The sequence below is a fragment of the Novacetimonas sp. GS1 genome, assembly GCF_036686925.1.
Taxonomy (GTDB): Bacteria; Pseudomonadota; Alphaproteobacteria; order Acetobacterales; family Acetobacteraceae; genus Novacetimonas; species Novacetimonas hansenii.
On record NZ_VSZP01000001.1, the window covers coordinates 3,424,940 to 3,436,155 of the forward strand.

Annotated in this window: 11 protein-coding genes and 1 tRNA gene; 8 read left to right on the plus strand and 4 right to left on the minus strand. The window is 61.4% G+C overall.

The features are described 5' to 3' along the window. The first annotated feature begins 18 nt into the window (after positions 1 to 18). The 4 genes from FYB92_RS15115 to FYB92_RS15130 all read left to right on the plus strand — a co-directional run bounded on the left by FYB92_RS15115 (position 19) and on the right by FYB92_RS15130 (position 5,243). Positions 19 to 486, plus strand: a complete 468-nt coding sequence (locus FYB92_RS15115) for a RidA family protein (protein ID WP_003617435.1) — start codon at positions 19 to 21, stop codon at positions 484 to 486. Positions 487 to 551: 65 nt separating this feature from the next. Beyond that, positions 552 to 1,727 carry a GNAT family N-acetyltransferase gene (locus tag FYB92_RS15120; protein WP_075632401.1) on the plus strand — a complete coding sequence of 392 codons (1,176 nt, stop codon included), beginning with the start codon at positions 552 to 554 and terminating at the stop codon, positions 1,725 to 1,727. Between the two features lie 303 nt (positions 1,728 to 2,030). Next, positions 2,031 to 3,017 carry a zinc-dependent alcohol dehydrogenase family protein gene (locus FYB92_RS15125; protein ID WP_062808524.1) on the plus strand — a complete coding sequence of 329 codons (987 nt, stop codon included), beginning with the start codon at positions 2,031 to 2,033 and terminating at the stop codon, positions 3,015 to 3,017. 444 nt (positions 3,018 to 3,461) lie between these two features. Further along, entirely contained in the window at positions 3,462 to 5,243 is a 1,782-nt protein-coding gene (locus FYB92_RS15130) for a DEAD/DEAH box helicase (protein WP_003617424.1), read from the plus strand. Between the two features lie 416 nt (positions 5,244 to 5,659). On the opposite strand, the gene FYB92_RS15135 is transcribed toward FYB92_RS15130, so the two are convergent. After that, positions 5,660 to 6,142, minus strand: coding sequence for a hypothetical protein (locus tag FYB92_RS15135; protein WP_003617421.1), 483 nt, complete (start codon positions 6,140 to 6,142; stop codon positions 5,660 to 5,662). A gap of 109 nt (positions 6,143 to 6,251) precedes the next feature. Further along, positions 6,252 to 6,437, minus strand: a complete 186-nt coding sequence (locus FYB92_RS15140) for a hypothetical protein (protein WP_003617419.1) — start codon at positions 6,435 to 6,437, stop codon at positions 6,252 to 6,254. 113 nt (positions 6,438 to 6,550) lie between these two features. Between FYB92_RS15140 and FYB92_RS15145 the strand changes: the two genes are divergently transcribed. The 4 genes from FYB92_RS15145 to FYB92_RS15160 all read left to right on the plus strand — a co-directional run bounded on the left by FYB92_RS15145 (position 6,551) and on the right by FYB92_RS15160 (position 9,559). Beyond that, positions 6,551 to 6,766, plus strand: a complete 216-nt coding sequence (locus FYB92_RS15145) for a hypothetical protein (protein WP_003617418.1) — start codon at positions 6,551 to 6,553, stop codon at positions 6,764 to 6,766. A gap of 1 nt (position 6,767) precedes the next feature. After that, the gene (locus FYB92_RS15150; RefSeq protein WP_003617416.1) at positions 6,768 to 7,433 is read left to right on the plus strand and encodes a helix-turn-helix transcriptional regulator; all 666 of its coding nucleotides are present in this window, start codon (positions 6,768 to 6,770) and stop codon (positions 7,431 to 7,433) included. Positions 7,434 to 7,529: 96 nt separating this feature from the next. Continuing rightward, on the plus strand, positions 7,530 to 9,335 hold the full coding sequence (gene lepA / locus FYB92_RS15155; RefSeq protein ID WP_003617413.1) for a translation elongation factor 4: 1,806 nt from the start codon (positions 7,530 to 7,532) through the stop codon (positions 9,333 to 9,335). Positions 9,336 to 9,468: 133 nt separating this feature from the next. After that, positions 9,469 to 9,559, plus strand: a tRNA-Ser gene (locus tag FYB92_RS15160). Positions 9,560 to 9,843: 284 nt separating this feature from the next. Here FYB92_RS15160 and FYB92_RS15165 read toward each other — a convergent pair. Both FYB92_RS15165 and FYB92_RS15170 read right to left on the minus strand, forming a co-directional pair. After that, positions 9,844 to 10,644, minus strand: coding sequence for a hypothetical protein (locus FYB92_RS15165; protein ID WP_332828914.1), 801 nt, complete (start codon positions 10,642 to 10,644; stop codon positions 9,844 to 9,846). A gap of 1 nt (position 10,645) precedes the next feature. Beyond that, the gene (locus tag FYB92_RS15170) at positions 10,646 to 11,146 is read right to left on the minus strand and encodes a hypothetical protein (protein ID WP_332828915.1); all 501 of its coding nucleotides are present in this window, start codon (positions 11,144 to 11,146) and stop codon (positions 10,646 to 10,648) included. Positions 11,147 to 11,216 lie beyond the last annotated feature (70 nt).

Consider the following 11,216-nt stretch of genomic DNA (forward strand, 5'->3'; position numbering starts at 1 on the left):
AAAACAGGGATTGATCCGATGTCCGCACACACCCCCGAAGAGCGCCTCAAGCAGCATGGCATTGTCCTGCCGACGCCTGCCGCCCCGGTTGCCAATTACGTCGCCGCCGTCATCAACGGCTCCTCCCTGATTGTATCGGGGCAGTTACCGCTGGTGGATGGCAAGCTGTATGCCACCGGAAAGCTGGGCGACAATGTCGCAGTGGAACTGGCGGTGGAGGCCGCACGATACAGCATGATCAACGTCATCGCGCAGGTAAAGGCCGCCATTGGCGACCTGTCGCGCGTAAAGCGGGTCGTGCGCCTTGGTGGTTTCATTGCCTGCACGCCTGACTTCACACAGCATGCGACTGTCATGAACGGCGCATCCGACCTGGCCGTTGCCGTGTTTGGCGATGCCGGGCGTCATGCGCGTTCGACCGTCGGCGTACCCTCCCTGCCGCTGGATTCGGCGGTGGAGGTCGAAGGCCTGTTCGAAATCGCCTGATCCACGATTGCGGGCCTTCCTGTCGAAATGCGAAGGCCCGCCGCACGACATGCGGGGATAACGCGATGTCTTCCACCCGCCCCCCGGCCCGGCCGGGCCTGACCCTTCACCGTCGCATCGCGGAGATTGCGGCCACGCAGTGGGATCTGTGCGCAGGCGACGACAATCCGTTCGTCAGCCATGCCTTCCTCTGCGCGCTTGAAGATAGCGGGTCGGTCGATGCACGCACCGGATGGCTGCCACAGCATATGGTCCTGCGCATGGCCGACGGGTCCATCGCCGCGGTGGCCCCGATGTATGTCAAATCGCATTCATTCGGCGAATATGTGTTCGATCAGCAATGGGCCCGCGCATTCGAGGATGCGGGTGGCGCCTATTACCCCAAACTACAGGTCGCCGTGCCGTTCTCCCCGGTGCCAGGGCCGCGCCTGCTGGTGCACGCGGACCTACGCGGGGATGCACACATGGCGCGTACGCTGATTGCGGCCCTGCGGCAGGTCTGTGGCGAACTGGGTCTGTCTTCCACCCATGTGACATTCTGCGAACCGGGCGAATATGACCTGATGGGGGACGAAGGATGGCTTCAGCGGCTGGGGGTGCAGTATCACTGGGACAATCCCGGTTATGGCGGATTTGACGATTTTCTTGGCACCCTTGCCTCGCGCAAGCGCAAGACACTCCGACGCGAACGCCGCGACGCCAACAATTGTGGCCTGGTGTTCGAAACCCTACGCGGCCCCGACATTACCGAGGAACTGTGGGATCATTTCTATCGCTTCTACCTTTCCACCGTGGACCGCAAATGGGGCAGCGCCTACCTGCGTCGCCCGTTCTTCTCCCTTCTGTCGCAACGTCTGGGCGCGCGGGTCGTCCTGATGATCGCGCGACAACAGGACGGGACGCCGGTTGCCGGGGCGCTGAACCTGATGGGCCGCGATACGCTCTATGGCCGCAACTGGGGTTGTGAACGTGGCGACTGGCCCTTCCTGCATTTCGAACTCTGTTATTACCGCGCCATGGATTTCGCCATCAGCCACGGCCTGCGCCGGGTGGAGGCGGGCGCACAGGGCGAACACAAGTTGCAACGTGGCTATCGCCCATGCCTGACCCATTCCGCGCACTGGATCGAACATCCGGGCCTGCGCCATGCGGTGGCGGAATTCCTGGGCCATGAACGTACCGCCATCCTTGGCGAGATGCAGGCCCTTGATGCCATGACCCCTTACCGCACATCTGACTGACCCCTGCCGGAAACAGCCTGACGGCGCGGATGGCATCCCTTTTTACAGCAGGTATCGTCCAACCCGGACATCGCCTTCCGGCGCCATGTAGCAACGACGGCTCCAGAACGACTGCCCCAGCACCCTGTCAATCATATGCGCGCGCTCCCGACAGAGACCTGTCCGTGGCCTGCATGTGCCGCATGCGTCGGTGTTGTATGGCGGTGTGACGCATGTCATGCGCACGCGCGCATCATGATGGTAGGATGCCCCCTCTCCAGCGCCCCGCACATACGGGCCTGATGACGAGGGAGGAATAACGCCATGCATGCCATGAGACTGAACGCCCCGCACACAGCGCTGCAATGGACGGCCCTGCCGGACCCTGCCCCGGGACCGGGACAAATCCGTGTCAAGGTCGGGGCCTGTGGCGTCTGTCGCACCGACCTGCATGTTGTGGATGCCGACCTGCCCTTTCCCGGCCATCCCCTGACGCCGGGACATGAAATTGTCGGTCGCATCGACGCGCTTGGCGCCAATGTCACGGACCTGCATATCGGCCAACGCGTCGGCATCCCATGGCTGGGCCATACATGCGGGCATTGTCATTATTGCGATACCGGGCGGGAAAACCTGTGCGATCACCCGCTCTTCACCGGATATACGCGTGATGGCGGCTATGCCACCATGGCCGTGGCGGATGCGCATTTCGCCTTCCCCCTGCCCGATGGCACAGATGACGTGGCCATGGCCCCCCTGCTGTGCGCGGGCCTGATCGGATGGCGCTCACTGGTGATCGCAGGCAAGGACGCGCAGAGTATCGGCCTGTACGGGTTCGGCGCCGCCGCCCACATCATCGCACAGGTTGCACTGTGGCAGGGACGCCGGGTCTATGCCTTTACCCGGCCTGGCGATACGAAGACACAGGATTTCGCCCGCGACCTTGGCGCGACATGGGCGGGCGGATCTGATGAGGCCCCACCTGAACAGCTTGACGCGGCGATCATCTTCGCCCCGGTAGGCGCACTCGTGCCTGCTGCGCTGAAGGCCGTACACAAGGCCGGGCGCGTCGTATGCGCGGGCATCCATATGAGCGAGATCCCGGCATTCTCATATGACCTGCTGTGGGAGGAACGGCAGCTTGTCTCGGTCGCGAACCTGACGCGACAGGACGGGATAGACTTCCTCGAACTTGCCCCGCGCGTGGGGGTTCGCACGAAAACCACGCCCTATCCCCTGCGTGATGCCAACCGTGCGCTTGATGACCTGCGCCATGGCCGTTTCGAAGGGGCAGCCGTCCTCGTTCCCTGATACGTGCGGATCGCAAGGAATTTTCGCGGCATTGATGAAAATGCAAAATTTCTTCGATGCCCCCCTTCTCCCGAAGCGGCCATGTCCAAAAGCCTCCCGGCCCAAATCAGGCGGCGCGCCTTGGAACAGGTCCGGGAAATCAGGGCGCCAAAAGCAGCCCTGACCGTTTTTTCACGACGCTCCACGGCTGGTCACTGAGATGGGTCGAAGGTGCATCACGGCCGGGAACGGGCGCGGGCGGGCCTGTCATGAGGGCCCCCGATCATGCGTGACAAGCCGTGCGTGAGCATCCCGCGCAAAGCGACGTTGGGCATGGCCCGTCATTATTGCTGGCATTTCGGGCCATCTTTCTTTATGCACCCCCTTCCCCCATGACGCATGAAGGGCCGGCGGCCTCTCCTCCTGCGTCGCCCTGAATTTACTCTGCCCGGATTGCTTCATAATATGCCGTTTCCTGAAACCCATCCCGCACTTCAGCGCGCGCTGGACGAACAGGGGTATGAAAACCCCACGCCCGTACAGACCGCCGTTCTCGACGTCGCCGCCGACGGGCGTGACCTCCTCGTGTCGGCCCAGACCGGGTCGGGCAAGACGGTCGCCTTTGGCCTGGCGATGGCCGATACGCTGCTGGGCGGTGACGAACGCCTGGGTCCCGCCGGCGCACCGCTTGCGGTTATCATCGCCCCCACGCGCGAACTGGCCATGCAGGTCACGCGTGAACTGACATGGCTGTACGCGGCGGCAGGCGCGCGCATCGTCTCGTGCATCGGGGGGATGGACGCCCGACGCGAGGCACGCGCCCTGCAGATCGGCGCGCATATCGTCGTCGGCACGCCCGGCCGCCTGTGTGACCATCTGTCACGCGGGCGTCTGGTCATGACGGACCTGCGGGTGGTCGTGCTGGACGAAGCGGACGAGATGCTTGACCTCGGCTTTCGTGACGAGCTTGAACAGTTGCTTGACGCGATGCCGAAAACGCGGCGCACACTGCTGTTTTCCGCCACGATCGCGCGCGAGATCGCCTCGCTTGCCAAGCGTTACCAGCATGATGCCCTGCGTATCGACACCCTGTCGGGCACCAAGCAACATGCGGATATCGAATATCGCGCACTGCTGACGGATGCACGGGAAATCATTCCGTCCGTTGTCAATGTCCTGCGCGAAACCGACAGCCCGACGACGATGGTGTTCTGCGCCACGCGTGAACTGGTGCGCCATCTGCAATCCGCGCTGGTGGAACGCGGCTTCTCCTCCGTTGCGCTGTCTGGCGAACTGGGGCAGGCCGAACGCACCCGCGCGATCGACAGCCTGCGCAAGGGCCAGGCCAGCGTCTGCGTCGCAACCGACGTGGCGGCGCGCGGCATCGACATTCCCGCGCTGGCGCTGGTGGTGCATGCCTCCCTGCCGACCGACCCGGCCACCCTGCTGCACCGTTCGGGCCGCACGGGCCGCGCGGGACGCAAGGGCGTCTGCGTCCTGATGGTGCCGGTATCGCAGCGCCGCCGCGCGGAACGTCTGATGATGGGGGCCAAGATTTCGGCCACATGGTCCGCCGTGCCCAGCGCGGAAGAAATCCGTGTGCTTGATACACAGCGCCTGCTGGCGGACCCGGCCCTGTCCGCCGCCGTGCCCGAGGCGGATCATGAACTGATTGCCCGCCTGACGGAAGGCCATTCCCCCGAACAGTTGGCGGCCGCCCTGTTGCGCAGTTATCGCGCACACCTGCCGCAGCCGGAAAATGTGCGCCAGATCACGCCTGACACCCGCGCACCGCGCGCCGAAGGCCCCCGTGCGCCGCGCGAAGGCCGCGATCATGCCCCGCGTGAGCCGGGATCATGGTTTTCCATGAGCGTCGGACGGCAGGACAAGGCAGACCCGAAATGGCTGGTGCCGCTGATCTGCCGCCTTGGCGGGGTGCGCAAGTCCGATATCGGCGCGATTCGCATCGCCGATACGCAGACCCTGTTCGAAATCACGCCCGATACGGCGGAAAAGTTCAGTTCCTGCATCGCCGCGATCGACAATGACGAGGTGCAGATCGCCCCGGCATCCGCCCCCCCCGGTGGCGGCATGGGCCCGCGCCGTTCCATGGGGCCGCGTGGCCCTGGTGGACGCCCGCCCGCCGGTGCCCGTCGTCCGCGCCCCTTTGGTGGCGGGGGTGGGCATGGTGGCCCGCGTGGGGGCGCACCCGGATCGTCACGCAAGCGCAGCGCACGACCGGCCTGAACGGTCTGACCTGACGGCGTTCCGAGACAACTAAAAGAGTGTTTGAAAACAACTCATTGATAAAAAAACAAGAGAAGTGTTTGGGTGCCGCCTTTTTTTAAAAGGCGGCGTCTTCTGAAGCTTTTTGGAAAAAGCTTCACCAAAAACTTTTATGATTTCAGGATGTTATCGAGCCTGACTTTTCAAACAGTCTCTCAGGAATATTGGGTGCTGTCCTTTTGCGACGGGACAGAACCCAACATCTTGGACCCTGCCCCAGAAAAATTGTGATCCCCAGGCAGGATACCCACGGTTGTTTGGGACAAGTCCCGGGGACAAAAAGAAATGGCGCGTATCGCGGGGCACACCGCAATACGCGCCATTGTCGTTCCCTGTCCCCGTGATGGGAAAGGGATCAGGCGTTAAGGGATCAGGCGTTACTGCCCGCCGCCCAGCAGGCTATCGACATCGGAACGCGTCTGGTTGCGCATGTTGTTCCAGTTCTGCTTTTCCGCGGCGCCAGCATTGCGGATCTGGTCCATCTTCTGCTGTGGGGCATTACGGATCGTATCAAGACGATTGCGACCATTCTGCACGCGCTGGTCCAGGTTCGAACGTTCGTTCGCCAGCTTCTGCTCCTCTGCCTTGCGGGCACGGTCCCAGCGGCCGGTCGTATTATCACGCAACTGGTTTTCCTTGTCCTTCAGGGCCTGCTGGCGCTGCTGCATCTGCGCGTTGCTCTTGTCACGATAGGCCTGCAGACGGTTATTCGCACAATCCCCCGCCTGCGCCGCACGATCCAGCACGTCCCAGCTTGGCGTGGTTGAGTTCTGGCTGCAATCCGTGGCGTGCGCCGCAGGGGAAAGGGCGAAAACAGCACCGGACAGACTCGCTGCAAGAAAAAAACGATTAAACTTCATTATTACCCTCATCAACTGCAAGATAAGCTGGTCCGACTGGAAACAACCACGGACATATGGCTGCATTTGGACAAGGTTGTGTCAAAATCGCACCCTGTCGCCCTGCACCTCACATAATGTCCCCCTCCGCCGGACGGGAGACCCCATAACACATGGCTGCCTTTTCCGTGGCACAAGGGACACGAAACCCGCCCAATTCGGTTATATTGAAAAATAGCATATTTATTAAAATATTGTGATGATGTATACTGATGGTTCGCCATTGAAAGCTTTGCATTTTCTTATCGACATTCATGATGATACGTCCTTCATGCGGCCACCGACGCGGGCTTTGCGTCCCTGGGCCCCGCCAGCCTGCCGCATCGGCACCGGCTGGCGCTGTGCCCATGCGACAGGGTGACTGACGCCATGTGGGACCAGCCTTATCTTGAGACCTGCTGCCGTTCGGCCCTGCACCGCCTGAGCCTGAGTGAACAGGCCGGGCGCCCGGCGGGTCTGCCGGATACACCGTGCCTGGAACGGCTGGCGGGAATGGGGCTGGCCCTGCAACGCGATGACGGGCGGTTTGTAATTTCAGCAACAGGAACCAAACGGCATTGCAGCGAAATCATGAAACGGCCCTGACATGATCAGCCATGAAGACATCTGGCGGGCGCTGGATCTTCTGGCGACGGAACGCGGCATGACCCCATCGGGACTGGCCCGCGCGGCGGGGCTGGACAGCACGACCTTCAACCCCTCCAAACGCATGACATCATCGGGGCGGCCACGCTGGCCCGGGACCGAAAGTCTGGCGCGCACACTGTCGGCCACCGGCATCTCGCTCGAAGGGTTCGGGCGGTTGATGACGGGCCATGGCGACAGGCTGGGCGGGACGCATCATGCGCACCTCATGATCGTGCCATTTTCGGAACTGGGGCAGGCCGAACTGTTTGACGAATCCGGCCTGCCCAGTGGCGACCGTTGGGAAACATGGGATTTCCATGGGTTGGCGGACCATCATTCCTACGCGGTACTGGTCGATTCCGATAACATGGAACCGATCTTTCGCGCCGGGACCGTACTTGTGGTCTCCCCCACCGCTGCGATCCGGCAGCATGACCGCGTATTGCTGCATGGTCCTGATTCCCATGCCTGTTGCGGGATCGTGACCGACCGGTGGCATGACGTGCCCCTGACCGCGCCGCTGCATGAACGAATCCGTATTCGTGGCGTTGGGCGCATAGAGGGGGAAACCATCGAAATGGACGGCGATACACGTGTTCACCGCATTGCGATGGCCTGCCTTTGACCATTGCCGCAGGTTCAGGCGCGACGGCCCCTGAAAACAGGATTAATTCATGATGTCCCGGCTGACTTTTGGCAATTTTTACCTTATGTCTCGCGCATGACCGACACGCCCCTTTCCCTGATCCGCAATTTCTCGATCATTGCCCATATCGACCATGGGAAATCGACGCTGGCCGATCGCCTGATCCAGGCCTGTGGCGCGCTGACACAGCGCGAGATGACGAACCAGGTCCTTGACAACATGGACCTTGAACGTGAACGCGGCATTACGATCAAGGCACAGACCGTGCGCCTGACCTATCCGGCAAAGGATGGCAAGACCTATATCCTGAACCTGATGGACACGCCGGGCCATGTCGACTTCGCCTATGAGGTCAGCCGTTCGCTGGCGGCATGCGAGGGATCGCTGCTGGTGGTTGATGCGTCACAGGGGGTGGAGGCGCAGACGCTGGCCAATGTGTATCAGGCCATCGACGCCAACCATGAGATCGTGCCCGTCCTGAACAAGGTGGACCTGCCCGCCGCTGACTGCGAACGCGTCAAGGCGCAGATCGAGGAAGTCGTGGGCATCGACGCCGAGGACGCGGTGGAAGTTTCCGCCAAGACCGGCCTGAACATCGAGGCGGTACTCGAAGCCTTGGTCACGCGCCTGCCCCCGCCAAAGGGCGATGCCGAAGCCCCGCTCAAGGCGCTGCTGGTCGATAGCTGGTATGACCCCTATCTTGGGGTCATCACACTGGTCCGTGTGAAGGAAGGCCGCCTGAAGAAGGGCATGCGCATTCGCATGATGTCCACCGGCGTGGTTCACAATGTTGACCAGGTGGGCGTATTCGCCCCGCGCCTGACCCCGATGGATGAACTTGGCCCGGGGGAAATCGGCTATATCAACGCGGCGATCAAGACGGTGGCCGATTGTAACGTGGGCGATACCCTGACCGATGACCGGCGTCCCGCCGACATGCCCCTTGCGGGGTTCAAGCCATCCGTACCGGTGGTATGGTGCGGGCTGTATCCCATCGTCGCCGATGATTTCGAGAAGCTGCGCGACAGCCTTGCCAAACTGCGCCTGAATGATGCGTCGTTCCATTACGAGGCCGAGACCTCCGCCGCGCTGGGCTTTGGTTTCCGCTGTGGTTTCCTTGGGCTTTTGCATCTGGAAATCATCCAGGAACGCCTCAGCCGGGAATTCAACCTCGACCTGATCGCCACGGCCCCATCGGTCGTCTATCGCCTGTGGCGCACCAATGGCGCGATGGAGGAACTGCATAACCCCGCCGACATGCCCGACGGATCGCTGATTGAACGTATCGAGGAACCGTGGATCAAGGCGACGATCATGGTGCCGGACGAATATCTGGGCGCGGTGCTGACGCTGTGTACGGAACGGCGCGGGATACAGCAGGACCTGACCTATGTTGGCAACCGGGCAATGGCGGTCTATCGCCTGCCGTTGAATGAAGTGGTCTTTGACTTCTATGACCGGTTGAAATCCGTCTCACGCGGGTATGCCAGCTTTGACTACCAGATGGACACTTATGAAGAGAGCGAGCTTGTGCGCATCTCCATCCTTGTCAATCAGGAACCTGTGGATGCGCTGTCCTTTATCGCGCACCGTTCGGCAGCCGAAACGCGGGGACGTGCGATCTGCGCAAAGCTGAAGGAGCTGATCCCCCGGCAGTTGTTCAAGATCGCAATTCAGGCATCCATCGGCAGCCGTATCATCGCACGTGAAACACTCGGCGCGATGTCCAAGGATGTGACGGCCAAATGTTATGGCGGCGACATCTCGCGCAAGCGCAAGCTTCTGGACAAGCAGAAGGAAGGCAAAAAGCGCATGCGTCAGTTCGGCAAGGTGGAAATCCCGCAGAGTGCGTTCCTTGCCGCGCTGAAGATGGATCACTGACACACGACGCGGCACCGCACGATTATCCCGTGAATCAGTGGGATAATCGTGCCGTTTTCCCCTTGCGCTTGGACGAATTGCTGCTATGTTCCGCACCCGTCAGGCAGGATTAGCGTCCCGTTACTGACCGGTTGGAGAGATGGCCGAGCGGCTTAAGGCGCACGCTTGGAAAGCGTGTGTGCGTTAATAGCGTACCGTGGGTTCGAATCCCACTCTCTCCGCCATTCATTTCCAGAAAACAGCAGAATACAGCCATTTTTCAGGGGTAGCCTTTTGGATTGCCCCCCTTAATACCCCTCTTAAAACTGTCGCTTGGATGGCTTTGACAGGCAGGATGGGGTGTATAATTGTTTTGATATCGTAATGAAAAAGGTTGACCTACACAGTAAGAAGGTCGGTGTACGGGTGTTTCCCATACACATAAAAAAAGGGCCTCCATTTCTGGAAGCCCCTTGCCTGTCTAATCCATATTCCTTTGCGGGTCATGCTGACCTCCGCCCGCCTGCCATCACCCCGCCACGGCCCTTCCTGTGAGGGCAAACCAGCGGCGTAGGCTGGTATCCATCACTTCATCGGTCATGCGGTTGCGCTCCACTTCCCCGATGCCACGCTCCGTCCACAAATCACCCAATGCCTCAAGGGTTGCTGTCAGGGCACGCTGGTAGTCATCGTCTGTCCGGTTCCAGTCATGGCAGTAATCGGCAATCACCACGCCAGCGCCGTGCGTGCCCAGTTCAGACAGGCCCGGTTGTGGCTTCTCGCCCCGGTAGAGTTCAGCCATCTTGTCTGTGGCTGCATCCATTGCCACCTGCCTGTGTTCGTCCGTGTCCTGCCCTGGTATGACCATCTGGCGAAACAGCGCCGTAAGCCGTCGCGTCACTGCCTCCACAGCGAATCCATATGGCAGCCCGGCATCATGCGCGAACATGGCCGCGATCCTGCCTGTGCCAGGCATGTTCACCATACCCACGCCATCCACTTCCTTGCGGTCATTATCATCCAGTGACGCCATAATACGGGCCTGTGCGACTTCCCGGCTTTCATCCAGCGCACGGCCATCCTTCACGGGCCAGTCATGGACAGCGGCAATCTTCTGGCAGAACTGGCGAGCCGCCAGCCCGTCCATCGCACAGGCAAGCGGACATTCCGTGCCGTCCACGAACACCACAGAGGGAAGATAGGCAGCATCACCCACCGCCACCGGGACAGGCCGCGTCCACAGGCATCGCACAGCCTTCGGGTCCAGTGTTGCGGGATCAGCCATCACGGTCGGCACAGCGCGGGCCGTTGCATATTTGGGATTGGTCATGTCAGGCGTCCTCATTGCTGTCAGGGGCATAGGTAATTTCGGGGAAGTCATCAGGCAGACGCGGGCCGCCGCCGATCATGTGTTCGGGCGTGGCGTCATCCCGGTCGTGTGGATAGGGAGCCATGAAGCGGCGGCGGTTCTGGTCCCATGACCACCCCTGCTCTTTGAGCCATTGCGGGTCTGGTGAGCCGAATAGGTGCAGCTTGCCGGTCTTTGGGTCGAGCCGGATGCCCGAACGGTTTTCATCCGGCTGGGGCTGCGCTGTGGATGGTCCGGCTGCTTCCAGCATCTGGATGATGGCGTCCCGACTGTGCTTCATCATCCGGATAAGGTCCGGGGTAATGGCGGCGGTATTGCCCCTTATGGCCGGTTGCCCATCCACCAGCACGACACGGCACCCCAGATCATCCAGTTGCGCCAGCAGGGCGGAGGGGTCCGGGATCGCCGGGGCGCAATCCGACTTTGCCCACTCCATCAGTCCGGCAAGGGCGACACTAACCATGATGCCCACCTCCGATGTGCATGTGCGTCCCGTTCAGGCCCGTTGTTCTCAACGAATGCCTCGCGCTGTT

Excerpts from the sequence above, each read along its gene's own strand:
- FYB92_RS15130 (WP_003617424.1), top strand. The coding sequence starts at position 3,462 with ATGCCGTTTCCTGAAACCCATCCCGCACTTCAGCGCGCGCTGGACGAA.
- FYB92_RS15140 (WP_003617419.1), bottom strand. The coding sequence starts at position 6,437 with ATGAATGTCGATAAGAAAATGCAAAGCTTTCAATGGCGAACCATCAGT.
- FYB92_RS15135 (WP_003617421.1), bottom strand. The coding sequence starts at position 6,142 with ATGAAGTTTAATCGTTTTTTTCTTGCAGCGAGTCTGTCCGGTGCTGTT.
- FYB92_RS15120 (WP_075632401.1), top strand. The coding sequence starts at position 552 with ATGTCTTCCACCCGCCCCCCGGCCCGGCCGGGCCTGACCCTTCACCGT.
- FYB92_RS15165 (WP_332828914.1), bottom strand. The coding sequence starts at position 10,644 with ATGACCAATCCCAAATATGCAACGGCCCGCGCTGTGCCGACCGTGATG.
- FYB92_RS15115 (WP_003617435.1), top strand. The coding sequence starts at position 19 with ATGTCCGCACACACCCCCGAAGAGCGCCTCAAGCAGCATGGCATTGTC.
- FYB92_RS15170 (WP_332828915.1), bottom strand. The coding sequence starts at position 11,146 with ATGGTTAGTGTCGCCCTTGCCGGACTGATGGAGTGGGCAAAGTCGGAT.
- FYB92_RS15145 (WP_003617418.1), top strand. The coding sequence starts at position 6,551 with ATGTGGGACCAGCCTTATCTTGAGACCTGCTGCCGTTCGGCCCTGCAC.
- FYB92_RS15125 (WP_062808524.1), top strand. The coding sequence starts at position 2,031 with ATGCATGCCATGAGACTGAACGCCCCGCACACAGCGCTGCAATGGACG.
- lepA (WP_003617413.1), top strand. The coding sequence starts at position 7,530 with ATGACCGACACGCCCCTTTCCCTGATCCGCAATTTCTCGATCATTGCC.
- FYB92_RS15150 (WP_003617416.1), top strand. The coding sequence starts at position 6,768 with ATGATCAGCCATGAAGACATCTGGCGGGCGCTGGATCTTCTGGCGACG.